This window comes from Alcaligenes faecalis (assembly GCF_041521385.1).
Lineage (GTDB): Bacteria > Pseudomonadota > Gammaproteobacteria > Burkholderiales > Burkholderiaceae_B > Alcaligenes > Alcaligenes faecalis_E.
On record NZ_CP168006.1, the window covers coordinates 141,439 to 166,396 of the forward strand.

The following is a 24,958-nucleotide window of genomic DNA, read 5'->3' on the forward strand; positions in this document are numbered from 1 at the left end:
CTATCTGGTTCGACAAAGGAACTCTATTGGCCCAAGCACCCGCCACGCGCACACGCAAATTGAATAAGGACGAGCTGGTCATCGCCGCCGTCACCTTGATGGAGGAAGCCGGAGACAGCGGCTTTTCCTTACGTAAACTGGGGGAGCGAGTGGGCTGCGACCCAATGGCTGTGCTGTATCACTTCAAGTCCAAGGAAGGCTTGCTGCGCGCGATGGCGGATTATTTGACAGGCCGCATTCAGGCCGTGGATACGGGCCTGTCGTGGACAGAACGTTTGTATGAATTGGCCCGACAGTATCGTGAGCTGGCCTTGGGTCACCCACAGACTTTTCAGCAAATGCAGCGTTTTCTAAATACCGGCAAAGCTGACTATCTGGTTCTTGAGCAGGTATACCGAGCCTTGCGCGATGGCGGTTTGAGCGATGTCGAAATCCCCGCCGCCTGTGTGGGCTGGTATGCCGCTTTATATGGACTGATTCAGGGCGAGCTCGGTGGACTTATCCGCCCAGTCACAGAAGAAGAACTAAGCGAACTGGAGCAATGGCCTGCCGAGGACGTACCCATGCTGCGCCAGATTCTGCCACGCTTTGTGCACCTGCAGTCCGAGCAGGTATTCAAGATGATGATGGAGCTGATACATGAGGGCTTGATTGCCCATGCGGGTAAAGCGGCGACGACTGCCACCAAGCGGTAAAACCAGCAACGGATTGAATCAAACACACAAAACCGATCAGCCAGCCTAGCCTTCAAACGTGGTTCTAAAAAGCATATAGCTGCCGGCCTCCCTGGCAAGGACACGGGCTGGCTCATGCTCACATCTCGAGAAACGCACCTGAACGCGACTGACCCTTCAGCCAGCCTTTAAAACGTGATACCACCGAAATGGTCGGGATTGAAAGCGGCAGCACCTTGGGCGAACAAGCTGACAAAGCCCCCAGGAAAAACAAAACGCCCCACAAACTGAAGCTCTGTCCAGTTTACAGGGCGTTTTATATCAAGCTTGCCTAGCGGTACTTAGCGTGTAAAGACGGCAATCGACTCCACATGTGCCGTGTGCGGGAACATATTCACCACACCGGCCGATTCCAGCGTGTAACCCCCCTGGTGAACCAATACACCGGCGTCACGAGCCAGGGTGCCTGGGCTACAGGACACATATACCAGACGTTCGGGGCGCTCGTGCTTTTCCAACTGCGACAAGGCGGTGGCGACCGCGAAGGCTCCATCGCGCGGCGGGTCGATCAACATGCGGTCGAAATGACCCAGATCACGCAGCCATTGCACGTCCACCTCAAACAGATTCAGCGTTGTGAATTTTGCCTTGTCCTGCAGGTCGTGGGCCAAAGCTGCTTCACCGGCACGTTCGGTCAAAGTGCTGCTGCCTTCAATGCCAACCACCTCGGCGGCACGGCGTGCCAGCGGCAGGCTGAAGTTACCCAGACCACAGAACAGGTCAGCCACCCGATGCTCGGGCTGGACGTCCAGCAAGGTCAAGGCACGCGAGATCAGGCTGCGGTTAATGTCGTGGTTCACCTGCGTAAAATCCGTAGGGCGATACGGCATGCGTAGATCAAATTCAGGCAATGCGTACGCCAGCTTGTCCGCATCGTCACGCAGCAAAGGATGAGCCGTTTCCGGGCCTTTGGGCTGCAGCCACCAACTAATGTCGTGCTCCTGACCGAAGCTCTGCAAACGTTGGATATCCTCGCTGGTCAGCGGCTCCATATGGCGCAAGGTCAAGGTCGTGATCTTGTCACCCATGGCCAGCTCGATCTGCGGCAGGCGATCCGGGCGCGACAGGCCAGCCAGACAGGAGCGCAAGGGTTCCAGCAAGGCAGACACCTTGGCAGGCAGCACGCGACACTCCGTCATATCCACCACATAGCGGCCATTCTTTTCACGGAAACCCACCAGCACCCCACCCTTTTTAGGCACGTAGCGCATGGAGAAACGGGCGCGATAACGGTAACCCCAGTAAGGGCCGTGCAAAGGCGCCAGCACGCGGCCTGGCTGTACTTTGCCAATATGGCCCAGAGAGTCTTCCAGTACGCGTTGCTTGACGGCAACCTGGGCCGAGGGCTCCAGATGCTGCATGGCACAGCCGCCACAGACACCAAAATTGGGACAGGGAGGTTCAGCACGCTGCGACGAGGCTTTCAACAAAGCCGTCATGCGGGCTTTATCGTATGAATCCTTGGAGCGCACCGTCTCGGCCAGCACTTCTTCGCCGGGCAAGGCCCCTTCCACAAACACCACTTTGCCCTCTTTGTGGGCGACGCCGCGTCCTTCCAGATCCAGCGATTCAATTAACAATACGTCAGACATTCGATAAAAACCTAAATAAGCGTCCTTGCCAGGCAAAATGGCGCACTTGCATTGCTGCAAACGATGGCGAATCGCTGATTTTACAATGAGCATTCAGCACAACGGGTAAAAACAAGCAAAACGCGACAATAGCGATTCAACAAAACGATTCAATCCACGCCACCCGGACTAGCTGGCGAGCATAACGCCAAAACCTGGGGTGCCATCGCTATCAAACGGGTTATTGAGCACCGAAAAACCAAACACGGCATGCAAAAAAGCGGCCAAAAGCCGCTTTTTTGTCAATCCATAGACCGTGCTTAACGCGCAGGCAGGTACGAGATCGGGTTGACCGGCGTACCGGAACGACGAATCTCGAAGTGCAATCGTGGCGATGTGGTGTCAGACTGACCCAGATCGGCAATACGCTGCCCCTTCTTCACGGGATTGCCCGTCTTAACGTGCAAGACACTGTTATGGGCGTACGCGGTAATAAAACCATTGCTGTGACCGACCAACACCATCGAACCTAAACCACGCACACCATTACCGGCATACATGACTTTGCCATCCGCAGCGGCAACCACGGGATCACCCACCTTGCCTTCAATATCAATACCCTTGGTCGACGCATTGAAACCCTGAATGATCTTGCCACTGGCAGGCCAACCCCAGGCGATCAGGGCCGCGTCGCTGGCGCGAGGCGCAGACACGGGCGTTTCAGTCTTGACTGGAGTGGCCGGGCTGACGGGCGAGGTCTGTGTGCTACCGCTACCGGCTGGGCGAGTGTTGACTGCCGCCATCGAGGTATTGCCATCCAGACGCAAGGTTTGACCCACGCGCAGCATGGAAGGATCGGTAATCTGGTTCAACTGGATCAGCGAGTTCACGTCCATGCCGTGCGCCTGGGCGATTTTGTAAAGCGTATCGCCAGGACGGACCACATAGGTACCCGTCGCCGTGCTGACGCTGCCCGCCGCCGAAGAAGAACTCAGGTCAGTGACTGGGGCACGCTCGTTACGGCTTGCACAACCAGCCAGCAGGGTACTGGTGACCACAGCCGCCACCAGGCACTGACGGGGCGTCAAGAACCACTGTGTACCGGTGGAAGCAGCGGTTAACGGTAACCTGACTGCATGCTGCATATAAATCTCCTGAGAATATCTGACTAAATCTGGGTTCCGGCTCGCATCGGCACGAAGCGAACCGCATCAAGTTCTTCACGACGCCATGTGGCCTGTCCGGTGCGTTCCACCAAAACCAGGCGCTGTTGCGTTGTGCCTTCAGGGGCGATCAGCCTCCCCCCCAATGTTAATTGTTCCAATAAGGTTCTGGGAATGACCGGACCGGCTGCCGCCACAACAATAGCATCATATGGTGCAGCAGCAGGATAACCTTGCATTCCGTCACCAAACATTATTCGCGCCCGTTGCGACAGGCCTAATTGACGCATGTGATCACGTGCCATATCGCACAAACCTTTGATGCGCTCCACGGCATAGACTTCTTTGACCAATTGTGCCAAAACAGCCGCCTGATAACCACAACCAGCGCCCACTTCCAACACTTTATTCGGTACTTTCTGGTCACATACCAAGCTGATCATATGGGCCACAACCCAAGGCTGGGAGATGGTCTGCGCAAAGCCAATAGGCAAAGCGTCATCTTCATAGGCCCGACTGGCCAAACCCTGATCAACAAACTGATGACGAGGTACGGCCTGCATGGCGGCCAACACCCGTTCGTCGGTAATTCCTTGTCGTCGTAGGCGCTCAATCATCATGCCACGCGAGCGTTCCGAGTTCAAACCCAGATTGACACTTGTTGACACTTGCTGTGACAAATGCACCGACGGTGTCGGTTGTAACTGCCCCCGTTGCACGATACGCGTATTGCTGTTGCTGGCAGACAGCCCACTGCCCAGGCTGGACTTGCCAAACCGGTTTCGTGTCCCATCCGCAAAAGGATAGCGTTTGCCGGGTTTGTTCGTCATCGCACCCAATCCCGCAAACCAGCCAGTTGCTCATGATTGGTCAAATCCGCCCGCAAGGGAGTAATCGACACCGCGCCACGTTCAACCGCTCCAAAATCCGTTCCCTGTTCGCTATCAGAGACTCCCCCTACACGACCAATCCAGTACACGGGCTCGCCATAGGGGGTCTGGCTTTTCACCACCGGCTCCGAGGGGTGGCGTTTGCCCAGCCGCGTCACTTGCGTCCCCGTCAGGGCATCGTATGACAGGCAAGGAATATTTACATTCAACAAGGTATTGGCAGCCAGCGGCTGTTTCTGACAACGCTCCACTAAATCCCGTGCCACACGCGCCGCGCTATCCAGGTTTTTCCAGCCGCGTTCGATCAGGGAAAAGGCAATCGCGGGAATGCCGAACAAATGGCCCTCCATCGCGGCAGCAACTGTGCCCGAATACAAGGTGTCATCACCCATATTCGCGCCATTATTGATGCCAGACACAATCAAATCGGGGCGGAAATCCAGCAAGCCGGTCAGCGCCACGTGTACACAATCAGACGGTGTACCATTCACAAAATAAAAGCCATTGCTGGCCTGGCGCAGCGACAAGGGACGATTCAAAGTCAGGGAATTGCTGGCACCGCTGCAATTGGTCTCAGGGGCGATAACAGTCAGCTCACCCAGTCCTTGCAAGGCTTCATACAAAGCCTCGATACCGGCTGCTGTATAGCCATCATCGTTGGAGACCAGAATACGCATGCTTACTTTTCCGTTAAAAATCTAACAGGGGTAGCAAATTGTACCCGCTGCCTTTGGTATTTTGCTGCAAGGCCGGTAGAATCCGCGCAACAATAATTGTGGAGCTCAATCCTCATGAACGCCGTTTCTTTTGCTGTGGCTGCACCGCTGGTCGCCCTTTTATCCTACTTGCTGGGATCTTTGCCGTTTGCCGTCATCGTCAGCAAAATCATGGGCTTGCAGGACCCTCGCACCTTTGGTTCGAAAAATCCGGGAGCCACTAATGTACTACGTAGCGGCAATAAAAAAGCAGCCATTCTGACCTTGTTGGGCGATGCCTTCAAAGGCTGGCTGGCTGTCTTTCTGACCCAACAGGCCATCAGCTACTGGGGCTGGACACCCACGTTACTGGGTGTCAGCGCCTTTTTTGCCTTTTTGGGCCACTTGTACCCGGTCTTTCTGAGCTTCAAAGGCGGCAAAGGCGTGGCAACCGCCTTAGGTGTCATCCTGGCCCTACTGCCCTGGCTGGCTCTGGCCACCGCAGCCACCTGGCTGATTATTGCCTATGTCAGCCGTTACTCATCGCTAGCCGCCATCATCAGTGCCGTATTTGCCCCTTTGTTTTACCTGCTCGGTGCCAGGGTGGTCTGGCCCATGAATGCGTCCATTGCCACCGCCCTGGTCCTGATCAGTGCTTTCTTGCTGTGGCGTCACCAAGAGAACATCCGTCGTCTGATGACGGGCAAAGAAAGCAAGATCGGTTCCAAGAAAAAATAAATACTAACGTTCTTGCTGGGAGACAGGCTGATTCACGCAGGCCAGATCCCAGCGAGGCCGAATGGCAAAGCCATGCTGGTGATCATCCAAGGTCACCAGACCATGCTTGACCCGCATGGCCGCCGCAAACGCAATCATGGCACCGTTATCGGTACAGAATTCCAGCGGCGGAAAAAACACCTCGCCTTTCAAACGCGCCACGGCTTTTTGTAAATGAGCTCGCAAGTGGCGGTTGGCCCCCACACCACCAGCAACCACCAAACGCCTCAAGCCCGTTTGTTTCAAAGCCTTGATGGCCTTGGCAGCCAGCACATCCACAATGGCGGCCTCGGTCGCGGCGGCCAGATCAGCGCGTTGCTGTTCCTGGATGCCGCCCTGCTCTGCTTCCAGCTTGCGCAAGCGCGTGAGCACAGCGGTTTTCAGACCGCTGAAGCTGAAATCCAGATCCTTGCTGTGCATCATGGGACGCGGCAGCTCGTAGACGCTGGGGTCGCCCTGTTCGGCCAGCCGCGACAAGGCCGGGCCACCGGGATAGCCCAAGCCCATCAGCTTGGCACTTTTATCAAAAGCTTCGCCCGCTGCATCGTCCAGCGTTTCGCCCAGCAATTCGTACTGGCCCACGCCATCGACGCGCATCAGTTGGGTATGACCGCCCGAGACCAGCAAGGCCACAAAAGGAAAGTCGGGACATGGTTCGGCCAATAAGGGTGAGAGCAAGTGGCCTTCCAGGTGATGGATGGCAATCGTCGGTTTTTTCAGCGACCAGGCAATCGACTGCGCCACACTGGCCCCCACCAGCAAGGCCCCGGCCAGACCGGGACCGGCGGTATAAGCAATCGCATCGACCTGATTGAGCTGCATATGGCAAGAAGCCAACACTTGACGAGTCAAAGGCAGGATACGGCGGATATGATCGCGAGAGGCCAGTTCAGGCACCACCCCACCGTACTCACGGTGCATGGCAATCTGGCTGTGCAAGGCATGGGCCAACAAGCCCTGTTCCGTGCTGACCAGCGCCACACCGGTTTCATCGCAGGAACTTTCAAATCCAAGAATATTCATGGCGCTTATTTTAGCCTGCTGTATTGGGGAAAATAGGAATTTATCCCCTCAGTACAATAAGCCGATAGTGTCGAAGTTGTGCCGATACATCGCGACAAAGAGGGGCGACGCCGTGGCACACTCGTGGTTAAAATCCCGCATCGATAATCTCAAGCTCCGATCGCCTAATAATCACAAGGAGGCTGCCCATGTTTGAACGTCTCTTCAAACTCTCTGAGCATGGCACCAACGTTCGTACCGAGGTCCTGGCAGGTATTACCACCTTCCTGACCATGTCCTACATTATTTTTGTGAATCCAGACATCCTGTCCTCCACAGGCATGGATCGCAATGCCATTTTTGTAGCCACCTGCCTGGCCGCCGCTCTGGGCACCTTCATCATGGCCTTTGTGGCGAACTGGCCTATCGGCATGGCGCCGGGCATGGGCCTGAACGCTTTTTTTGCCTTCACCGTAGTCGCCTCCCTAGGCTATACCTGGCAACAGGCGCTGGGCGCGGTCTTTATTTCCGGCGTGATCTTCCTGATCCTGACGGTAACAGGCATCCGATCCTGGCTGATTCGGGGCATTCCCAAATCCTTGCAAAGCGCGATTGCTGCCGGTATCGGCATGTTCCTGGGCCTGATTGCCCTGATGAACTCGGGCGTTGTGGTCGCCCACCCCGAAACTAAAATTACTTTGGGTGATCTGACCCAACCAGCCGCGCTCTATGCCATTTTAGGTTTCTTCATTATTGCCGCCCTGGATGCGCTGAAAATACGTGGCGCGATTCTGATCGGCATTTTGGCCGTGACTATTTTGTCCATGCTGACCGGCCATAGCGAATTCGGTGGTGTAGTCTCCGCCCCGCCCTCTCTGATGCCCACCTTTATGCAACTGGACATCCTGGGTGCTCTGCACACCGGCTTTGTCCATGTGATTCTGGTTCTGGTGCTGGTTGAAGTATTTGACGCCACCGGCACTATGATCGGCGTTGCCAAACGTGCCCGGCTGATCGAAGAAGGCAAACCCAACCGCCTGGGTCGCGCCCTTTTGGCCGACAGTACCGCCATTGTGGCCGGTTCCATGCTGGGTACCAGCAGTACCACTGCCTACGTGGAAAGCGCCTCGGGTGTGCAGGCCGGCGGCCGTACCGGTCTGACTGCCCTGACCATTGGGGTGCTGTTCTTGCTGGCCCTGTTCTTCTCGCCCCTGGCTGCAACCGTACCCACTTACGCGACTGCTCCCGCCTTGCTGTACGTAGCGTGTTTGATGATGCGTGAAATTACTGAAGTGGAATGGGAGGACATGACCGAGGCTGTGCCTGCGGCTCTGGCGGCCTTTTCCATGCCTTTCACGTATTCGATTGCCAACGGCCTGGCCTTTGGCTTTATCAGCTACGTGATCCTGAAACTGACAACCGGCCGCTGGCGCAGTATTCACCTGGCCACGCTGATTGTCGCCATCTTGTTTGTGATCAAGTACGCCATCGCTACGGAATGAAAAAGCGCAGCTTAAACTCGTTTGGCGCTTTAGGGCTGTCTGGAAAACGAGTACACTGATTGCATGTTTAACGAAGCGGCTGAACACCATCAGCCGCTTTTTTATTGCGGAGGCTCCCCCATGAGCATCGTCGAACTGAACGAAGAAACATTCCAGGCTGCAGTAGAAGACGGCAAACCCCTGATCATCGACTTCTGGGCGCCTTGGTGCGGCCCATGCCGCCAATTCGCCCCCGTCTTTGACGCCGCGGCGGCCAAGCACCCCGATGTGACCTTTGCCAAGGTCAACACCGAAGAAGAGCAAGAACTGGCTGCGGGCCTGCGTATCCGCTCCATTCCAACCTTGATGGTATTCCGTGAGCGCGTTCTGCTGTTCTCGCAGGCCGGAGCCCTGTCTGCTGCCCAACTGGACGACCTGATCGAGCAAGTCCAAGCCGTGGACATGGAAAAAGTCCACGCTGAAATTGCTGCCCAGCAAAACCAGCAGCCTGACCAGGCCTGATTAGCCCGGCCCCAGAAAAAACGCCAGACAAACCGTCTGGCGTTTTTTTTGCATACGTTCAATTTACTCGCAGTTTTCCAATTCAAGAATCGCAAAACCGCTACGTTTGATTTCGTTCTCGACCGGCGCCGAAGCCATTTCCGTATGGCAAAAGCGGCACTCGCGTGCAGTAAAACTCTCTACATTCACCCCTTTAGCCTCGAGATACCGCCGACCATAACTCAGGACCTTGTCCATATCCTTGGCATCGTCGCTGACCAAAATATCAAAGTGCATACGACGCCCGTCAGGACGCACAACATAGGTATCAAACACCGCAATCTTCATGACAAACCCTTTTCAGCAAAACACCTAATAGGTACACGTAGGCCCACAAGAGGACGAGCCTTCCTTTTCCATCATCCCCTCTTTCTTGTTTTCTTGGGTCGGGCGACGAGCAATCAACTGCCCAACAAACGCACCCAGACGCAAATCATCCAGATGGCCCAACTCCTTCAAAGCCAGATTGCCATCACGATCAAAAATAATGGTGGATGGCGTCCCGCCCAGGCCCCACTCCTTCATGGTGCGCGGCAAGGGGCCGCTGTCTGAGGGCTGGTCAATAGCGATGGGAAAATTCAGACGGTACTCATGGGCGAAGGCTTGCAATGCGGCCGGGCCCATCACGTCGTGATGTTCGAACACGCTATGCAGACCGATGATGCGCAGATCGTCACGCGAGAACAGCGTATCGAGCTTTTTGGCTTGCGGCAGGCTGTTGATGACACAGCCCGGACAAAGCATCTGGAAGGCAGTGACCACCACAACGCGGCCACGCAAGGATGACAGGCTTAATGGTGCGCTCGTATTGAGCCACTGACTGGCATGGATCTCGTAGGACATGACATACACCCGCAATGCTGGCTAAACCCGATCATACCCGCACAGGCTGGATACAGACTTAGAGGGGATTGGAAGTGTTTAGTATGACCACGGCCTGGACGGCGCGAAGGGACAATCGTCTGGAAAAGATACCTTTGCGTCCAGAAACCCCCATCAAGACAGATGGCGGCAAGAGGTCCATTGCGGACTTTGGGCTGAACAGAGAATGACTTACGCTTGCTCCAAGGGCTCACATTCGCCCTGGCCGCGTGTCATATTGATAAAGGACTGCTGAAACTCCGCCTTATGCTCGACCGGCAGATTCAATACCCACTGCACGCCCTCAGCGTCGAACTGTTCGTTCTGAACCTGAACACCAAAGCTGTCGAAACGGGATTGAACCAAAGCCAGGTCGGCAAAGGAGCAGCGGCAGCGCAAGGCGGCCATGGGAATCAGTTCCTGCTTGTCAGCAAGGCGCAGACACTGAGCAGCCACGCCGCCATAGGCACGTACCAGACCGCCCGTACCCAGCTTGACGCCCCCGAACCAGCGTATCACCAGCACGGCGACACGGTCGCAATCCTGACCTTCTATGGCTTGCAAAATAGGACGCCCAGCGGTGCCGCCGGGCTCACCATCATCGTTAAAACGGTATTCAGACCCTATCTTGTAGGCCCAGCAATTATGCGTGGCATCGGGTACCCCCTTGGCCTGAAAAAAGGCCAAAGCCTGGCTGGCACTGTCTACCGGCGCAGCCAGTGCCAGAAACCGGCTTTTTTTGATGTCCTGCTCGAAGCTGGCGGGCTCACACAGGGTAAAGACAGCCACCCCTAGCCTCAGCCCTGCTCGCGGCTGGCCAGGTAGTCTTCGTAGCCACCACGGTAATCGACCAGACGGCCCTCAGGCATCACTTCGATAATGCGAGTTGCCACGCCAGAGACGAACTCGCGGTCATGGGACACGACGATCAGAGTGCCTTCAAACTTTTCCAGCGCCATCTGCAAGGACTCGATCGATTCCATATCCAGGTGATTAGTCGGTTCGTCCAGCAACATGACGTTATGACGGCCCAGCATCAGGCGCGAGAAGGTCATGCGGTTCTTCTCGCCACCGGACAGCACTTTCACGGGCTTGATGATGTCATCGGCCGAGAACAGCATGCGACCCAGCACAGAGCGCAGAGACTGATCATCGTCGCCGGCCTGACGGAACTGACTAATCCAGTCAAACACATTGTCTTCGGTGTCGAACTCGTCCGACACGTCCTGAGCCATGTAGCCGATATCGGCGTTTTCAGACCAGGCCACCGAACCACTGTCGGGAGTCAAATCACCAGCCAGCAAGCGCAGCAAGGTGGTTTTACCCACACCGTTTGCACCCACAATCGCAATTTTCTCGCCAGCTTCAATCATGGCCGAGAAATTCTTGATAACGGGGTGATCGTAGGATTTGCTCAAACCCTCGATAGTGACAGCCAAACGATGCAGAACTTTTTTCTGTTCAAAGCGAATAAACGGGTTCTGGCGCGAGGACGGTTTGACCTCGATCGTTTCCGCTTTCAGACGCCCAATCTGCTTCAAGCGCGAAGTAGCCTGACGGGACTTGGACTTGTTGGCAGCAAAACGACGCACAAAGTCCTGCAGTTCGCCAATACGCTCTTTAGCCTTGGAGTTAGCCGCCATCACGCGTTCGCGCGACTGTACTGAAGCCAACATGTAATCGTCATAATTGCCGGGGTAAACACGCAACTCACCGTAATCCAGGTCAGCCATGTGGGTACACACCTGATTCAGGAAGTGACGATCGTGACTGATGATGATCATCGTGCTCTGGTAGCTGTTGAGCACATCTTCCAACCAGCGAATGGTATTGATATCCAGGTTGTTGGTTGGCTCATCCAGTAGCAGAACATCAGGGTTGGAGAACAGGGCCTGTGCCAGCAGCACGCGTAGTTTCCAACCCGGAGCAATTTCGCTCATGGGCAACTGATGCTGTTCGACCGGAATTTCCAGACCCATCAGCAGTTCACCGGCACGGCTCTCGGCGGTGTAGCCATCGTACTCGGCAAAACGGGCCTCCAGCTCGGCGGCCTTCATATAGTCTTCTTCGGTGGCCTCTGGATTGTCGTAGATGGCATCACGCTCTTGCATGGTGCCCCACATTTCGGTGTGGCCCATCAACACCACATCCAGCACACGTTTGTCTTCGTAGGCAAACTGGTCCTGACGCAGCTTGCCCAGGCGCACGCCCGGGTCCAGCGATACATTACCCCCGCTTGGCTCCAGGTCGCCGCCAATGATTTTCATGAAGGTAGACTTGCCCGACCCGTTGGCGCCAATCAGGCCATAGCGGTTGCCTCCGCCCAGTTTGACACTGACGTTTTCAAATAAAGGCTTGGCACCAAACTGGATCGTTAAATTAGCGGTGGAGATCACGTAAACGTACTTTGAAAAAGGTTGAGTTCAACCCAGTAGTGTATCAAGCAGGCGCGAAATCCGTTAGTGCTCGTGCTCATCCAGGACCAGATAAGCCATGCCGTCCTCGGTGGCCAGGCCCACTTCCTTGCCTACAGGCAGGCTGACCTTGACGTCCACATGGCCATAAGGCAGGCCCGTCACGACCGGAACCTTGACGGTTTCACGCAACCAGCGCACCACCGAGTCCATATCAAAGCCGTTATCCGAGGCACCTGTCTTGTAAGCCGTGAAACGGCCCAGCACGACGGCCATTTGACGACTCAGCACGCCGGCATGCCAGAGTTGCGTCAACATGCGCTCGACCCGGTACGGGGCTTCGCCCACATCTTCCAGGAACAAGATGCCGCCGTCGATCTGTGGGAAATAGGGGGTGCCCAGCAAGGAGCAGACCAGGGCCAGATTGCCGCCCCATAAAACACCGTGACCATCGACGGGATCCGAACCCTCGGACTCAAAGCTGAACAGCTCCAGCTCGCCACGCATCAATTCACCAAACAGCTCGGTGGTCAGCTCATCGGTTTCATCGCCGCCGAAATCGGCAATCGCGGTAGGGCCGGTGTAGCTGATGGCTCCTGTTTGCGCCAGCAAGGCCAGATTGAAGGCCGTGAAATCCGACATACCGACAAAGCGTTTGCCGCTATCGGCCACCGCGCGCCAGTCGATCTGACCCAAAAGCCGGCTTAAACCGTAGCCGCCGCGTGTTGCCATCACGATAGGCTGGGGCTGCTGCAAGGCGCGCTGCACAGCGGCCAGACGCTGGGCGTCCGTACCGGCAAAGCGTTCCTGCACGGCCAGGGCGTCCGGGTCTATGTCCACGGCAAAGCCCAACTGATTCAGGCGCTGGCTGGCCAGCTCCAGGCGTTTGGGCTCAAGGATCTGTCCTGAAGGCGAAAACAGATAAATGCCCGAACTGTCCTGCTGCCCACACTGGCATTGGCCATGTTCGTGGTGATGGTGATGGTGGTCGTGCTCGGGGCTGCTCATGATGAACCTTGAAAATAAAGTGCTGATATTTTAGCGAGACTGAGGAGTGCCATCCAGCGGCGATTGGACTGTTTTAGCCTGCTTTTGCAACTTCTTTTGATCACGCCGTTCGCGGAAAAAATCCCGCAAGGCCTGGGCCGCCTCCTCGGACATCAAGCCACCCGAAACACGCGTGTGATGATTCAGAGTGGGATGCAGATGCAAGGACTCCACACTGCCACACACCCCGGTCTTGGGATCGGCTGCCGCCCACACTACGCGTGACAAACGCGCATGCAGCAAAGCCCCCAGACACATCATGCAAGGCTCCAGCGTCACAAACAAGCTGGCGCCAGGCAAGCGGTAATTACCGACTTTACGTGTTGCGGCACGCAAGGCCACGATCTCGGCATGCTGGGTGGGATCATGGTCGCAAACCGTGCGATTGGAGCCTACAGACAGCAGTCTGCCGTCCGCGTCCAAGAGTACGGCACCTACGGGCACCTCGCCGATGCTGGCCGCCAGTTGAGCCTGCTCCAGGGCTAAAGCCATTGCCTGAGCATCACTCAAAACATCACTCTCTGTTGGCGGTGGTAAGCTAGTTGGCATCGTCAAATCCATTGCGTTATTCAAACCCTGTCGGCACAGCAAAAGGGTCATTTTACTGTCTATGCAGAACACTCCTGATTCTCACGCTATTTTGCGTGTTCGAGGCCTGAGCAAACAATACGCAAACGGGCATCAAGCCCTGCATGCTTTGGACCTGGATATCTGGCGAGGCGAAATCTTTGCCTTGCTCGGCGCCAACGGCGCAGGCAAAACCACCTTGATCAGCATTATCTGCGGACTGGTCAATCGCAGCAGCGGCACCGTGCTGGTCGATGGAGCAGACAATGTCGCCGACTACAAGCGCGCCCGCCAGAAAATTGGTCTGGTACCGCAAGAGCTGAGCGCCGATTCCTTCGAGACCGTCTGGAATACTGTCAGTTTCAGTCGCGGTCTGTTTGGCAAAGCGCCCAATCCGGCCCTGATTGAACAGATTCTGAAAGACTTGTCCTTGTGGGATAAAAAAGACAGCCCCTTGATTACGCTTTCGGGCGGCATGAAGCGCCGCGTACTCATTGCCAAAGCACTGTCTCACGAACCTGACATTCTCTTCCTGGATGAGCCGACTGCGGGTGTGGACGTAGCCTTGCGCCAAGGGATGTGGGCCTTGGTCAAGCGATTGCGCGATCAGGGGGTCACCATTATTTTGACCACCCACTACATCGAAGAAGCCCAGGAAATGGCTGATCGCATAGGCTTTATCAATAAAGGCTCCCTGCAACTGGTCGAGACCAAACATAATCTGATGCGCCGTCTGGGCGGCAAAACCCTGAGTCTACATTTGGCTGAGCCAGTCAGCATCCTACCCGCCTCGCTGGGTTCACTAGGCCTGCAGGCCTCCGCGGACGGCATGAGCCTGCTCTACCCCTTGAACAATCGCGACCAAGACCATGACTTGAGCAGCTTGCTGGCGGCGGTTGGGCAAGCAGGTTTGACGATTACCGACATCCATACCCGTGAACGCAGTCTGGAAGATATCTACGTTGAGTTTGTAGGGGCACAATCATGAATTGGTACGCCATTCTGGCCATTTACCGCTACGAAATGTCGCGCACCCGACGCACTTTACTGCAAAGCATTGTGGCACCCGTAATTTCTACCGCCCTGTATTTTGTGGTGTTTGGGGCTGCCATTGGCCATCGCATCAATGAAATTGGTGGCGTGCCCTACGGTGCCTTTATTGTGCCTGGGCTGACCATGCTCTCGGTGCTGACACATAGTGTCTCCAACGCCGCTTTCGGGATCTACTTTCCACGCTTTACCCGCAATATCTACGAGATTCTGTCAGCGCCCATTTCCCACTTTGAAGTGACCCTGGCCTTTGTGGGCGCAGCAGCCACGAAGTCGCTGTTTCTGGCAGCCATTATCCTGATCACGGCGCGCTTGTTTGTGCCTTACGAGATTGCCCATCCTATCTGGATGCTGTGCTTTCTGGCGCTGACTGCCCTGACCTTCAGCCTATTAGGCTTCATTATCGGTATCTGGGCTGACAACTTCGAGAAGCTGCAGTTTGTGCCCATGCTGATTTTGACCCCCCTCACTTTTTTGGGTGGCACCTTCTATTCCATCGACATGCTGCCCGAGTTCTGGCAGAAAGTAACCTTGCTCAATCCTGTGCTTTACCTGATCAGCGGTTTTCGTTGGAGTTTTTTTGATCTTGCCGATGTCAATGTGTGGCTGAGCCTGGGGATGACGCTACTGTTTTTAAGCCTGTTTCTGGGCGTCGCCGCCTGGATCTTCAAAACGGGCTACAGGCTGCGGCCTTGAAAAAAAAGGCCGGGACTATGAGCTATCCCGGCCTTTTTGGTCTTAACGGAATGCGGAACGACCAGTCAGAGCACTCACTCAGGATGCACGACACAATCCATAAAACTGGCTTGCTCCCCATACTGACGCAGCTTTGCTTCCAGCACGGGTGCAGGTACACCCTCGATAGGCTTATAGCCCAGACGCTGCCAATACCCTACTGCCGGTCCTAAAGACACGAGGCTGCAACGACGCAGACCACGCTGCCAAGCGTAGCGACGACCGGCGTGCAACAAGGCCCCAGCCACACCCCGGCCTTGCGCACGGCGCATGACTGCGCAGTCGTGAATAAACCATTGGTCTGCGGGCGAAGGCAGGCTGTTCAGCGCATCGCCCAAGGACGGCGGCAAAAGCCCCGCCCACGGATAAGACACCAAGTAACCCTGCATTTGATTGTCGCCATCACGTGCCACCCAGCAGCTCTCCGGTGCCAGTTCCAAGCGGTTCTGATAGAAGCTGCGGTCCTCTAGAAGATCCGCATCATACACATCAGCCTGGACTTCCAGCACCTGACTCAGATCGTGCACCTGCATTAATTCAATTCGTACATTCATAGCTGATACACGGTAGCGTCACGCCACCATCGTGCCGTTTCACTAGGTCAGTCGCGGAAATTATCGTATTGCAGCGGCAATTCCACATCGGTCTGTTTCAGCAACGCGATGGCCGCTTGCAAATCGTCCCGTTTCTTGCCGGTTACACGCAGTTTTTCACCTTGAATCTGCGTATCCACTTTCAACTTGGCATTCTTGATGGCGGCAATCAGTTTCTTAGATGTAGGCTGGTCCAGGCCCTGGCGCACCTTCACTTTCTGGCGGGCACCGGCCACGTTTTCCAAGACCTTCTCGGTGTCCAGACAACGCACGTCAATACCACGGGCGGAAATACGGCCACGCAGAATCTGCATCATTTGCTCTAACTGAAACACGCTGGGAGCCGATTGCAAAATGGTGGTCTCGTCTTCGAGTTCAAATTTGGCATCCGTACCTTTGAAGTCAAAACGGGTGGCCAATTCGCGGCTGGCCTGTTCAACTGCATTACGCAGCTCGTGGGTGTTGACCTCGGATACAACGTCAAAAGATGGCATTCCTAACCGTCCTGTTCCTTAAGTGCAGACAGGCCGCATCAAGCGACCTGTGTGCTTTTTAGAAAACGCTGCTCTTAGTCCGAAGCGGCTTGCTTGGCCTGCTGACGCAGCGCGAATTTCTGTATTTTACCGGTTGCCGTTTTGGGCAACTCTATAAAGCTGAAATATCGCGGTATTTTAAAGCCAGCCAAGTACTGACGGCAATGCGCGCGCAGTTCTTCCACGGTGACTTCTGCGCCGGGACGCAGCTCCACGTACACGTGCGGCGCTTCGCCCCAACGCTCGTCAGGCTGGGCAACGACGGCGGCTGCCTGCACGGCCGGATGGCGGTACATGACATCTTCAATTTCGATGGAGGAAATATTTTCGCCCCCGGAAATAATGATGTCCTTGCTGCGATCCTTGATGCGTACATAGCCATCCGGCTCGCACACGGCCAGGTCGCCGGTATGGAACCAGCCACCGCCCAGAGATTCCTGAGTAGCCTGCGCGTTCTTCAGGTATCCCTTCATGGTGATATTGCCGCGGAACATGATCTCGCCCATGGTCTGACCATCTGCAGGTACAGGCTGCATGGTTTGTGGATCCAGAACCTGTACAGCCCCTTGCAGGTGATAACGCACACCTTGGCGGGCATTGCGCTGCGCGCGCTCCTGAATATCCAGCCCACTCCAGGGAGCATGCTGTGCACAGACCGAGGCGGGCCCGTAGGTTTCAGTCAGGCCATAAACGTGAGTCAGAGCAAAGCCCATGCGCTCCATACCCTCAATCATGGTAGCGGGCGGCGCAGCACCGGCCACCATGGCTGACACGCCCTGGGGCAGGCGGGACTTCAGGGCTTCGTCGGAGTTGACCAGCAAAGAGTGCACAATCGGCGCACCACAATAGTGGGTAACGCCGTAATCGACCATATTGTCGACCATGGCCTGGGCCTCCACTTTGCGCAAACAGACGTTCACGCCAGCACGGGCCGCGATCACCCAGGGGAAAGTCCAACCATTGCAATGGAACATGGGCAGGGTCCACAGATAGACCGCATGCTTGGGCATGTCCCATTCCAAGACGTTGGACAAGGCGCCCAGATACGCACCACGGTGGTGATACACCACACCTTTGGGCTTGCCGGTGGTACCACTGGTGTAGTTCAGGGCAATGGCATCCCACTCGTTGGCGGGCAATTGCCAGTCGTAATCCGGGTCGCCTCCATCCACGAACTCTTCGTAGGTTTGCGAGCCGATACACTCTGCGCCAGTGTCAAAATAAGTGTCCACGACGTCAATAACCAGAATGGGCTCTTTGCTTTCGCGCAGGCTCAAGGCTTCTTTCATGACGGCGGCAAATTCGCTATCCACCAAAACCGCACGCGCTTCGCCGTGATCGAGCATATAAGCGATGGTGCTGGCATCCAGACGAGTATTCAAGGTGTTCAGTACAGCACCACACATGGGCACGCCAAAGTGTGCCTGAACCATGGGCGGAGTATTGGGCAACATCACTGCCACGGTGTCGCCTTTGCCAACCCCGGCCTTGGACAGCGCACTGCCCAACTGGCGGGTACGCGCATAAAGCTGCGACCAGCTCATCTTGATGCCGTTTTGGGCGGGCCCGTAAACCAGAGCCGGATAGTCAGGGTAGACAAAAGCACTGCGCTCGATGAAATCCAGCGGGGACAAAACACGATAATTGGCGTCTGTCTGGGGCAAATCCTGATCGTAAATACTCACCACAAAGTCTCCAAAAAAGGCGGGCTAACCGAAATCCACGGCGGTCCGTCTGATAATTGCGCTCTTACATTAGCTGGCTACGGCGCTTTGGGCAAGGTCGCCTTTTCAGCCATAGAGGCGCATAATGACACGCTATCTAAGGTATATATCGCGACCGGCTGACTGCTCGCTGACAGTTTGCCCCCTACCTGAAGGCCCTTCATGCCCGTAGCCATGCTGTATATCGCCGCCGGTGGTGCCCTGGGCGCACTACTGCGATGGCTCCTGAGCCAAACGCTCAATGTCCTGTTCCCCACACTGCCCCCTGGTACTTTGCTGGCTAACTTGATTGGCGGCTATCTGATGGGTATTGCCATGGCCTACTTCAGCGGACTGGGACTGGGCCACGAAGGCTGGCGGATGTTCATCATGACCGGTTTCCTTGGCGGCCTGACGACCTTCTCTACCTTCTCTGCCGAAATCATGACCCTGATGATGCAACAGCGTTATATCTGGGCCTTGGGCGGCATCGCCATCCATGTCGTTGGCTCCTTGCTGATGCTGGGTCTGGGCATGGCCACCTGGGGACTGCTGCGAGGACAAGCATGATAGACGTGCATTTTCTGCAAGCCGGCTCCCCACCACCCGATGTAGAGCAACGTTTCGGGAATCAGAACGCGTGGTTCAAACGTGCCTTGCGGCCTCTGGAAGTGAATATCCACACCTGGCGAGTCCATCAGGACAAGGCCCTGCCCGCAGCAGACTGCCCGGACCCTGTCGTGATCAGCGGTTCCTGGAGCATGGTCACTGACAAGCCGGACTGGAGCGAGAATCTGGCCGCCTGGATTCGGGATCGCTATCAGGCGCAAAGACCGTTGCTGGGTATTTGCTACGGTCATCAATTAATGGCTCACGCCTTGGGCGGACGCGTCGATTACCACCCGAACGGGGCCGAGGTGGGCTGTCTACCCATCCACCTGTCTGAGCAGGCACACGAGCATGAGCTGCTGGCCAATCTACCCATGCAGTTCCCTGCCCTGCTCACGCACCAGCAAAGTGTGGTGAGCTTGCCCGACCATGTGCAAGTGCTGGGCAGTTCCGCCCACGATCCCTATCAAATCCTGCGGTATGGCCCCGCTCAATGGTCGATCCAGTTTCATCCTGAGTTTTTCCCCGGTCTGCTACGGTACTGCGTGCTGCGCAAGGCTCAATCCTGGCGATCCCAGGGTATAGACCCGCACGCCCTGGCAGACCCTATTCAAGATACGCCTGATGCCCATCGTTTGCTGTGCAATTTTGTGCAGACTTATTCGCCTAGTGGCCCCTGTGGACGCCAGAAAAATTCGCCAGGTGTTTGACCCATCAAGTCCCGAAACGCCGCGACAAAGGCCGACATACTGTCATAGCCACACGCCAGAGCCACGTCAGTCACCCTTTCGTGCCGCTCCAAGAGAGGCAAGGCACTCATGACACGCAGGCGCTGACGCCAGACCCGGAATGTCAGCCCCGTTTGCTGGCGAAACAGACGGCTCAAGGTTTTTTCTGACAAGCCCTGTTGCTCTGCCAAATCCTGCAAGCTCCAGTCGCCCGATGGGTGAGCCTGCAATTGCTCACACACCTGCAAGAGGCGCGGGTCCGACGGCCAAGGCAGAATCAGGCCACTTTCCGGTGCAGCCAGCAAACGATCCAGCAAGACCTGCACCAGACGTCCCTGCGCTCCCTCGCGCTCATACAACACCGGCAAAAGACTGAACTCGCGAATCAGCTCGCGCAACAAACGGTCTACGATTACCACGCGACATGCCGTTGGTGCTTCGGGCAAGGCGCTGACATCAATATAAAGACTGCGAATCTGAGCATCGGGAGAGCTACGCACCCCATGCTCAATACCCGCAGGTACCCACACCGCTTGCTGAGGCGGTGCCATGAAGCGGCCGCTAGCCGTGCGCACTTCAATCACCCCGGTCAGCGCGTAGGAAAACTGCACCCAGGGATGTCGATGAGGGCGAGCAATAGCCTGATTAGGCAAGGTGCGCTCCTGACCATATAAAGGCCGGGGCAGGTAGCGCAACTGCTGCAAACTCGCTGGAATTGGCTCCGCCGGCATCAGAATGTCCGTTTGTCGATAATCCATATCCGTTTAGCGATAAACCCCCAAAAAAGTCTACGGTACAGTGAGGCCTTTCATAACACAAGCCTTTCAAGCCTCTCACAAACCCATGTTCTCTCAACTGCGACTGCTTTTTGACAACTTCACCCTGATCCTGATCAGCGTGGTGGCACTGGCAAGTTTCTTTCCCGCCTACGGCCAAGGCGCGGTGATCTTCGATGTGATCACTGGTCTGGCCATTGCCCTGCTGTTCTTCATGCATGGGGCCAAGCTGTCTCGCGAAGCCATCATTGCCGGAGCCACCCACTGGCGTTTGCACTTGCTGGTTTTTGGCTGCACGTTTGTCATATTTCCACTGCTGGGTCTGCTGTCCAAGCCCATCTTGCTGCCCTTGCTGGGCATGCCTTTGTTTGTGGGCATTCTGTACATGTGTGCCCTGCCCGGCACCGTGCAATCGGCCATTGCCTTTACCTCCATTGCTCGTGGCAATGTCCCTGCTGCCATTTGTAGCGCGTCAGCCTCCAGCCTGATCGGGATTGTGCTTACGCCCGTGTTGCTCAAGCTTTTGCTGGATGCTGACGGTGGCTCAGCCGCCTCGACCCTGGATGCCATCAAAAAAATCAGCCTGCAGTTGTTGCTGCCCTTTGTCGTCGGCCACCTGATGCGCCCCCTGATTGGCAAATGGATGGATCGCAACCGCAAATGGCTACGTAGCGTGGACCAGTCCTCGATCTTGCTGGTGGTCTACACCGCTTTCAGCGCCTCGGTCATTGGGGGCCTGTGGCAGACCGTGCCGCCCAAGTCTCTGGCTATCCTGGCCGTGGTCTGCTTGGTCCTGCTGGCCATCATCCTGTTCCTGACCACTTGGCTGGCTCGTAAACTGGGCTTCAATAAAGAAGACGAAATTGCGATTGTTTTCGGTGGCTCCAAGAAAAGCCTGGCAACGGGCGTTCCGATGGCACAGGTCTTGTTTACCGGTGCGGCCATTGGCCCGGCTCTGCTGCCCATCATGTTGTTCCACCAGATTCAATTGATGGCTTGTGCATTCATTGCGAATAAATATGCACAGCGTCCAAAAACACCAGAGGAAAAAGTACAACTGCAAGGTGCCTGATCAGATTTTGCTGAATCGCTCAACAAATGGCCCGACTTCAACATGAAGTTCGGGCCCTTGTTTTTCGCGCAGAAGAATGCCGATTTTTACTGAAGCTTGTTGATCTTGTCACTCAACGTTGCTGCCGACAGCTCCCCTGCCCGTACATCCACCAAGCGGCCCTGCTCGTCCAGAAACAAGGTGGTTGGCAAGCCTCGGCTACGTACGGCCTGACCTAGCTGCATTTGCGGATCGCGCCACATATTGCCCAACTCCAGGTTTTCTTCACTCAGATACTGCTGTATCACCTTCAATTCCTCACCCTGATTGGCGAACACGATATTCACATCGGGGCGCGTGGACTGCACTTGTTTGAAAGCCGGCATTTCCCGGCGGCAAGGAGGACACCAACTGGCCCACAAATTAACCACTGTCACCTTCCCCTTATATTGATCCAGGCTCTCCGGTGCACTGAAACTGGCTTGCATAGGGATCAGGTCTATCTCGGGTAAAGGCATGGTCGGCTCTACGCCGCCTCGACCGGCAGCGACCATGATCAAGGAAAAAGCGGCCACACCCACGGCCAGCCCGCCCGATACGGCCGGCAACACCGCCTTGTCACGCAGCACGCGCCACAGCACATAAAACCAAGCAGCCGTCACAGCGGCAGGGATCATCAGGCCACCGTCACGCAGATCCAGCCAGTGCAAGGGCTCACTTTGGTAGAACTCCCACTGCTGAACAAGGAAACCCAAACGCCCAACCAGCACGCCCAGAATAATCGCCCGCCACAAGACCGATTCGGCTCGGGTCTGCCTGCGTCTATCCAGCCACGCGGCCAGAAACAGCCCCAGCAATGCCGCGACCATAAAAGCAAACAAAGAGGTGGCAAAGGTAAAGGGGCCGAGCTGTATGCTTTGCATAAACATCAATCCTGACAAGACCAAGTAAAAAGAGACCCGCCATAAGCGGGTCGGGGCACTAAGGACAGACAGCGGCGCGGCTAAAAGATTCCCTCAGTCAGGAGGCCTTGCCCAAGATCTGCATGAATTGGCCCATTTTCGTGTGGCACTTGATACCCGGCTCCAACTCCACCCCACTGCTGACATCGATGGCATATGGGCTGTGCAAGGCGATCCGCTCAGCCACATTGTCGATACGCATGCCACCGGCCAGAACCAATGGGGGCAGCCCATCCTGGCCTTGCAGACGTGCTTGCAAACCCTGAATCAACGCGGGATCAAAGGCTGTTCCTGTTCCACCGTAGGCATCGTGATAACCATCCATTAACCAGGCGCGTGCATCGCGATAGTTCAGACACTGTTCCAGCAGGCCATCCACCGTATCCAGACCAGGCGCGCCCACTCGAAAAGCCTTGATATAAGGATGTGCGTAGCGACGGCATTCTTGCGGGCTTTCTTCACCGTGAAATTGCAGCAAGTCCGGCTGCACCTGTTCCAGAATTTCCCGCACAACACTCTCCGAGGCATTCACAAACAGGCTGACTGCCTGCACAAATGCTGGTACACGGGCGCGCAAGGCGACGGCTTGCTCCGTACTCAACATACGCGCACTTTTCGGATAAAAAACAAAGCCCACCGCATCCGCGCCTAACTGCACGGCAGCATCGATATCCTGTGCTCGGGTAAAACCACAAATCTTGACTCGGGTACGGCTGAACATCACACATCCTTGAATAAAAAAACGGGGGCCAGATGCCCCCGTTTGAATCATACAGCGTCCTTACTGGAAACTGCTGGCGGCATCATCCATTCCAAACCCATAGCTGTCGGAACCATACGTCGACTCCGTACCGAACTGGATCTTCGACTCATCCAGCAACACTTCACCATGCTTGTAATGCGTGACCAAACCAGGGAAGGTCAGAACGGCGGCCACCATCAACAGTTGAATGATAATAAACGGCACTGAGCCCCAGTAAATATCAGTCGTAGACACACGCTTGATCCGCTCGCCCGTCACCTTGTCGGTGTAGTCCTCTTTGGGGGCTACCGAGCGCAGGAAGAACAAGGCAAAACCAAAGGGCGGGTGCATGAAGGAAGTCTGCATATTGACCGCCAGCAAAACACCGAACCAGATCAGGTCAATGCCCATCTTGTCGGCAATCGGCCCGAGCAAGGGCACAATAATAAAGGCCAGCTCGAAGAAATCCAGAAAGAAAGCCAACAGGAAGGTCAGGATACTGACGATAATCAGGAAACCCCATTCCCCGCCGGGCATGTCGATCAAGAGGTGCTCCACCCACAGATCGCCATTGATACCACGGAAGCTCAAGCTAAAGACGGTCGAGCCCACCAGAATGAAGACCACAAAGCAGGACAGGCGGGTCGTCGATTCCATAGCCTGACGCAGTAGCTTCCAGGACAGGCGACCACGCGATACGGCCATAATAATGGCCCCCACCGCCCCCATTGCCCCACCCTCGGTAGGGGTAGCCACACCAATAAAGATGGTGCCCAACACCAGAAAGATCAGGAACAGCGGTGGCACCATCACAAAAACCACACGCTCGGCGATCTTGGAAAGTGTATTGAACTTGAGCAACTTGTTGATCAGCGCGATCACCCAGGCCGTTACCCCCCACAACAGCATCAGCACGACGATGTGCTCGTCCATGGGGATATTGGGGTGAGTGGCAAAATAGTGCTGCGAACCAAAGTAGGCCACGGCCGATGCCACCATGCTCAAGACAATCAGCGAGGTCAAACCACGGCTGCCATTAGGCTCCACATACACACGGGCCTCAGGCGGCAAGGCAGGAGCCGACTTGGGCTTGATGTAAGACATCACCACAATGTACAGAACATAGGTCGCCACCAACAGCAGACCGGGCAGCATGGCACCTCGGTACATATCACCGATGGAGCGCCCCAGTTGGTCAGCCAGAATAATCAGTACGATGGAAGGCGGGATGATTTGCGACAGCGTGCCCGAGGCTGCAATCACCCCTGTGGCTAACTTGCGGTCATAGCCATAGCGCAACATGATGGGCAAAGAGATCAAGCCCATGGAGATCACGGAGGCCGACACCACACCCGTCGTAGCAGCCAACATGGCACCGACCAGCACCACGGCAATGGCCAGACCACCACGCAACGGTCCAAATAGCTGGCCAATGGTATCGAGCAGGTCCTCTGCCATGCCTGATCGCTCTAAGATCAGCCCCATTAAGGTAAAGAACGGAACTGCCAGCAAGGTATCGTTCTCGACAATACCAAATACCCGTTGAGGCAAGGCCTGGAATAAGGCCGGCTGCATCATGTCCAGTTCAATGGCGACCAGACCATATAAAATCCCGATTGCCGACAAGGTGAAGGTAACGGGAAAGCCCAAGAGCAAAAACACGATCAGGTTAAAGAACATGATCGGAGCCAGATTATCAACCAGAAATTCCAT

At 55.8% G+C, this 24,958-nt stretch carries 27 protein-coding genes; 9 read left to right on the plus strand and 18 right to left on the minus strand.

Going from position 1 to position 24,958, the window contains the following annotated elements; translation table 11 throughout:
• The first annotated feature begins 26 nt into the window (after positions 1-26).
• Positions 27-695, plus strand: a complete 669-nt coding sequence (locus ACDI13_RS00665; RefSeq protein WP_316988616.1) for a TetR/AcrR family transcriptional regulator — start codon at positions 27-29, stop codon at positions 693-695.
• Positions 696-1,015: 320 nt separating this feature from the next.
• On the opposite strand, the gene rlmD is transcribed toward ACDI13_RS00665, so the two are convergent.
• From rlmD to surE, 4 genes are all read right to left on the minus strand, one after another.
• Positions 1,016-2,326, minus strand: a complete 1,311-nt coding sequence (rlmD, locus tag ACDI13_RS00670) for a 23S rRNA (uracil(1939)-C(5))-methyltransferase RlmD (protein ID WP_316988617.1) — start codon at positions 2,324-2,326, stop codon at positions 1,016-1,018.
• A 299-nt stretch (positions 2,327-2,625) separates the two neighbouring features.
• On the minus strand, positions 2,626-3,450 hold the full coding sequence (locus ACDI13_RS00675) for a peptidoglycan DD-metalloendopeptidase family protein (protein ID WP_316988618.1): 825 nt from the start codon (positions 3,448-3,450) through the stop codon (positions 2,626-2,628).
• A 23-nt stretch (positions 3,451-3,473) separates the two neighbouring features.
• Positions 3,474-4,298: a protein-L-isoaspartate(D-aspartate) O-methyltransferase gene (locus tag ACDI13_RS00680; RefSeq protein ID WP_316988619.1), complete on the minus strand. Its 825-nt coding sequence runs from the start codon at positions 4,296-4,298 to the stop codon at positions 3,474-3,476.
• Positions 4,295-5,035: a 5'/3'-nucleotidase SurE gene (gene surE / locus ACDI13_RS00685; RefSeq protein WP_316988620.1), complete on the minus strand. Its 741-nt coding sequence runs from the start codon at positions 5,033-5,035 to the stop codon at positions 4,295-4,297. Before surE ends, ACDI13_RS00680 begins: the two co-directional genes overlap by 4 nt.
• 114 nt (positions 5,036-5,149) lie before the next feature.
• Between surE and plsY the strand changes: the two genes are divergently transcribed.
• On the plus strand, positions 5,150-5,791 hold the full coding sequence (gene plsY, locus ACDI13_RS00690) for a glycerol-3-phosphate 1-O-acyltransferase PlsY (protein ID WP_316988621.1): 642 nt from the start codon (positions 5,150-5,152) through the stop codon (positions 5,789-5,791).
• Positions 5,792-5,794: 3 nt separating this feature from the next.
• Here the strand turns inward: plsY and tsaD are convergent, their stop codons facing one another.
• A complete protein-coding gene (gene tsaD, locus ACDI13_RS00695) occupies positions 5,795-6,853 on the minus strand; it encodes a tRNA (adenosine(37)-N6)-threonylcarbamoyltransferase complex transferase subunit TsaD (RefSeq protein ID WP_316988622.1) in 1,059 nt (352 codons plus the stop codon).
• Between the two features lie 188 nt (positions 6,854-7,041).
• Between tsaD and ACDI13_RS00700 the strand changes: the two genes are divergently transcribed.
• Both ACDI13_RS00700 and trxA read left to right on the plus strand, forming a co-directional pair.
• The gene (locus ACDI13_RS00700; protein ID WP_316988623.1) at positions 7,042-8,334 is read left to right on the plus strand and encodes an NCS2 family permease; all 1,293 of its coding nucleotides are present in this window, start codon (positions 7,042-7,044) and stop codon (positions 8,332-8,334) included.
• A 120-nt stretch (positions 8,335-8,454) separates the two neighbouring features.
• Entirely contained in the window at positions 8,455-8,835 is a 381-nt protein-coding gene (trxA, locus tag ACDI13_RS00705) for a thioredoxin (RefSeq protein ID WP_094196895.1), read from the plus strand.
• A gap of 63 nt (positions 8,836-8,898) precedes the next feature.
• On the opposite strand, the gene ACDI13_RS00710 is transcribed toward trxA, so the two are convergent.
• The 6 genes from ACDI13_RS00710 to tadA form a co-directional block, all read right to left on the minus strand.
• Positions 8,899-9,162: a DUF2024 family protein gene (locus tag ACDI13_RS00710; protein WP_316988638.1), complete on the minus strand. Its 264-nt coding sequence runs from the start codon at positions 9,160-9,162 to the stop codon at positions 8,899-8,901.
• Between the two features lie 24 nt (positions 9,163-9,186).
• Complete coding sequence (locus tag ACDI13_RS00715) at positions 9,187-9,717, minus strand: redoxin family protein (protein WP_316988639.1); 531 nt, start codon at positions 9,715-9,717, stop codon at positions 9,187-9,189.
• A gap of 210 nt (positions 9,718-9,927) precedes the next feature.
• Positions 9,928-10,524, minus strand: a complete 597-nt coding sequence (locus ACDI13_RS00720) for a YigZ family protein (RefSeq protein WP_316988640.1) — start codon at positions 10,522-10,524, stop codon at positions 9,928-9,930.
• A gap of 8 nt (positions 10,525-10,532) precedes the next feature.
• Positions 10,533-12,131 (minus strand): ABC-F family ATPase, encoded by a 1,599-nt coding sequence (locus ACDI13_RS00725; RefSeq protein WP_316988641.1) that lies wholly within the window; start codon positions 12,129-12,131, stop codon positions 10,533-10,535.
• Positions 12,132-12,194: 63 nt separating this feature from the next.
• Positions 12,195-13,157 carry an LD-carboxypeptidase gene (locus ACDI13_RS00730; protein WP_316988642.1) on the minus strand — a complete coding sequence of 321 codons (963 nt, stop codon included), beginning with the start codon at positions 13,155-13,157 and terminating at the stop codon, positions 12,195-12,197.
• A 30-nt stretch (positions 13,158-13,187) separates the two neighbouring features.
• Positions 13,188-13,745, minus strand: a complete 558-nt coding sequence (tadA, locus tag ACDI13_RS00735) for a tRNA adenosine(34) deaminase TadA (protein WP_316988643.1) — start codon at positions 13,743-13,745, stop codon at positions 13,188-13,190.
• Between the two features lie 61 nt (positions 13,746-13,806).
• Here tadA and ACDI13_RS00740 point away from each other — a divergent pair, with 61 nt between their 5' ends.
• Together ACDI13_RS00740 and ACDI13_RS00745 are read left to right on the plus strand one after the other, a co-directional pair.
• Positions 13,807-14,751 carry an ABC transporter ATP-binding protein gene (locus ACDI13_RS00740; RefSeq protein ID WP_316988644.1) on the plus strand — a complete coding sequence of 315 codons (945 nt, stop codon included), beginning with the start codon at positions 13,807-13,809 and terminating at the stop codon, positions 14,749-14,751.
• A complete protein-coding gene (locus tag ACDI13_RS00745) occupies positions 14,748-15,509 on the plus strand; it encodes an ABC transporter permease (protein WP_316988645.1) in 762 nt (253 codons plus the stop codon). The genes ACDI13_RS00740 and ACDI13_RS00745 overlap by 4 nt, the downstream gene beginning before the upstream one ends.
• A 74-nt stretch (positions 15,510-15,583) precedes the next feature.
• Here the strand turns inward: ACDI13_RS00745 and ACDI13_RS00750 are convergent, their stop codons facing one another.
• The 3 genes from ACDI13_RS00750 to ACDI13_RS00760 all read right to left on the minus strand — a co-directional run bounded on the left by ACDI13_RS00750 (position 15,584) and on the right by ACDI13_RS00760 (position 18,362).
• Entirely contained in the window at positions 15,584-16,102 is a 519-nt protein-coding gene (locus ACDI13_RS00750) for a GNAT family N-acetyltransferase (protein WP_372372595.1), read from the minus strand.
• Between the two features lie 47 nt (positions 16,103-16,149).
• On the minus strand, positions 16,150-16,635 hold the full coding sequence (locus tag ACDI13_RS00755) for a YajQ family cyclic di-GMP-binding protein (RefSeq protein WP_316988646.1): 486 nt from the start codon (positions 16,633-16,635) through the stop codon (positions 16,150-16,152).
• Positions 16,636-16,709: 74 nt separating this feature from the next.
• Entirely contained in the window at positions 16,710-18,362 is a 1,653-nt protein-coding gene (locus tag ACDI13_RS00760; protein WP_316988647.1) for an acyl-CoA synthetase, read from the minus strand.
• Between the two features lie 198 nt (positions 18,363-18,560).
• On the opposite strand from ACDI13_RS00760, the gene crcB reads away from it, so the two are divergent.
• On the plus strand, positions 18,561-18,947 hold the full coding sequence (gene crcB, locus ACDI13_RS00765; RefSeq protein ID WP_316988648.1) for a fluoride efflux transporter CrcB: 387 nt from the start codon (positions 18,561-18,563) through the stop codon (positions 18,945-18,947).
• Complete coding sequence (locus ACDI13_RS00770; protein WP_316988649.1) at positions 18,944-19,696, plus strand: glutamine amidotransferase; 753 nt, start codon at positions 18,944-18,946, stop codon at positions 19,694-19,696. The genes crcB and ACDI13_RS00770 overlap by 4 nt, the downstream gene beginning before the upstream one ends.
• On the opposite strand, the gene ACDI13_RS00775 is transcribed toward ACDI13_RS00770, so the two are convergent.
• Positions 19,645-20,472, minus strand: coding sequence for a helix-turn-helix transcriptional regulator (locus ACDI13_RS00775; protein ID WP_316988650.1), 828 nt, complete (start codon positions 20,470-20,472; stop codon positions 19,645-19,647). The two genes, ACDI13_RS00770 and ACDI13_RS00775, sit on opposite strands and share 52 nt — an antisense overlap.
• 85 nt (positions 20,473-20,557) lie before the next feature.
• Here ACDI13_RS00775 and ACDI13_RS00780 point away from each other — a divergent pair, with 85 nt between their 5' ends.
• On the plus strand, positions 20,558-21,562 hold the full coding sequence (locus tag ACDI13_RS00780; protein ID WP_316988651.1) for a bile acid:sodium symporter family protein: 1,005 nt from the start codon (positions 20,558-20,560) through the stop codon (positions 21,560-21,562).
• Positions 21,563-21,648: 86 nt separating this feature from the next.
• On the opposite strand, the gene ACDI13_RS00785 is transcribed toward ACDI13_RS00780, so the two are convergent.
• The 3 genes from ACDI13_RS00785 to ACDI13_RS00795 form a co-directional block, all read right to left on the minus strand.
• Positions 21,649-22,464, minus strand: a complete 816-nt coding sequence (locus ACDI13_RS00785) for a TlpA disulfide reductase family protein (RefSeq protein WP_316988652.1) — start codon at positions 22,462-22,464, stop codon at positions 21,649-21,651.
• Positions 22,465-22,561: 97 nt separating this feature from the next.
• Positions 22,562-23,224 (minus strand): phosphoribosylanthranilate isomerase, encoded by a 663-nt coding sequence (locus ACDI13_RS00790; protein WP_316988653.1) that lies wholly within the window; start codon positions 23,222-23,224, stop codon positions 22,562-22,564.
• A gap of 60 nt (positions 23,225-23,284) precedes the next feature.
• Positions 23,285-24,958: a TRAP transporter large permease subunit gene (locus ACDI13_RS00795; protein WP_316988654.1), complete on the minus strand. Its 1,674-nt coding sequence runs from the start codon at positions 24,956-24,958 to the stop codon at positions 23,285-23,287.

What these genes read in the sequence shown, in the direction of transcription:
- rlmD (WP_316988617.1), bottom strand. Translation starts at nt 2,326, where the DNA reads ATGTCTGACGTATTGTTAATTGAATCGCTGGATCTGGAAGGACGCGGC.
- ACDI13_RS00675 (WP_316988618.1), bottom strand. Translation starts at nt 3,450, where the DNA reads ATGCAGCATGCAGTCAGGTTACCGTTAACCGCTGCTTCCACCGGTACA.
- ACDI13_RS00680 (WP_316988619.1), bottom strand. Translation starts at nt 4,298, where the DNA reads ATGACGAACAAACCCGGCAAACGCTATCCTTTTGCGGATGGGACACGA.
- surE (WP_316988620.1), bottom strand. Translation starts at nt 5,035, where the DNA reads ATGCGTATTCTGGTCTCCAACGATGATGGCTATACAGCAGCCGGTATC.
- plsY (WP_316988621.1), top strand. Translation starts at nt 5,150, where the DNA reads ATGAACGCCGTTTCTTTTGCTGTGGCTGCACCGCTGGTCGCCCTTTTA.
- tsaD (WP_316988622.1), bottom strand. Translation starts at nt 6,853, where the DNA reads ATGAATATTCTTGGATTTGAAAGTTCCTGCGATGAAACCGGTGTGGCG.
- ACDI13_RS00700 (WP_316988623.1), top strand. Translation starts at nt 7,042, where the DNA reads ATGTTTGAACGTCTCTTCAAACTCTCTGAGCATGGCACCAACGTTCGT.
- trxA (WP_094196895.1), top strand. Translation starts at nt 8,455, where the DNA reads ATGAGCATCGTCGAACTGAACGAAGAAACATTCCAGGCTGCAGTAGAA.
- ACDI13_RS00710 (WP_316988638.1), bottom strand. Translation starts at nt 9,162, where the DNA reads ATGAAGATTGCGGTGTTTGATACCTATGTTGTGCGTCCTGACGGGCGT.
- ACDI13_RS00715 (WP_316988639.1), bottom strand. Translation starts at nt 9,717, where the DNA reads ATGTCCTACGAGATCCATGCCAGTCAGTGGCTCAATACGAGCGCACCA.
- ACDI13_RS00730 (WP_316988642.1), bottom strand. Translation starts at nt 13,157, where the DNA reads ATGAGCAGCCCCGAGCACGACCACCATCACCATCACCACGAACATGGC.
- tadA (WP_316988643.1), bottom strand. Translation starts at nt 13,745, where the DNA reads ATGCCAACTAGCTTACCACCGCCAACAGAGAGTGATGTTTTGAGTGAT.
- ACDI13_RS00740 (WP_316988644.1), top strand. Translation starts at nt 13,807, where the DNA reads ATGCAGAACACTCCTGATTCTCACGCTATTTTGCGTGTTCGAGGCCTG.
- ACDI13_RS00745 (WP_316988645.1), top strand. Translation starts at nt 14,748, where the DNA reads ATGAATTGGTACGCCATTCTGGCCATTTACCGCTACGAAATGTCGCGC.
- ACDI13_RS00750 (WP_372372595.1), bottom strand. Translation starts at nt 16,102, where the DNA reads ATGAATGTACGAATTGAATTAATGCAGGTGCACGATCTGAGTCAGGTG.
- ACDI13_RS00755 (WP_316988646.1), bottom strand. Translation starts at nt 16,635, where the DNA reads ATGCCATCTTTTGACGTTGTATCCGAGGTCAACACCCACGAGCTGCGT.
- crcB (WP_316988648.1), top strand. Translation starts at nt 18,561, where the DNA reads ATGCCCGTAGCCATGCTGTATATCGCCGCCGGTGGTGCCCTGGGCGCA.
- ACDI13_RS00770 (WP_316988649.1), top strand. Translation starts at nt 18,944, where the DNA reads ATGATAGACGTGCATTTTCTGCAAGCCGGCTCCCCACCACCCGATGTA.
- ACDI13_RS00775 (WP_316988650.1), bottom strand. Translation starts at nt 20,472, where the DNA reads ATGGATTATCGACAAACGGACATTCTGATGCCGGCGGAGCCAATTCCA.
- ACDI13_RS00780 (WP_316988651.1), top strand. Translation starts at nt 20,558, where the DNA reads ATGTTCTCTCAACTGCGACTGCTTTTTGACAACTTCACCCTGATCCTG.
- ACDI13_RS00785 (WP_316988652.1), bottom strand. Translation starts at nt 22,464, where the DNA reads ATGCAAAGCATACAGCTCGGCCCCTTTACCTTTGCCACCTCTTTGTTT.
- ACDI13_RS00790 (WP_316988653.1), bottom strand. Translation starts at nt 23,224, where the DNA reads ATGTTCAGCCGTACCCGAGTCAAGATTTGTGGTTTTACCCGAGCACAG.
- ACDI13_RS00795 (WP_316988654.1), bottom strand. Translation starts at nt 24,958, where the DNA reads ATGGAATTTCTGGTTGATAATCTGGCTCCGATCATGTTCTTTAACCTG.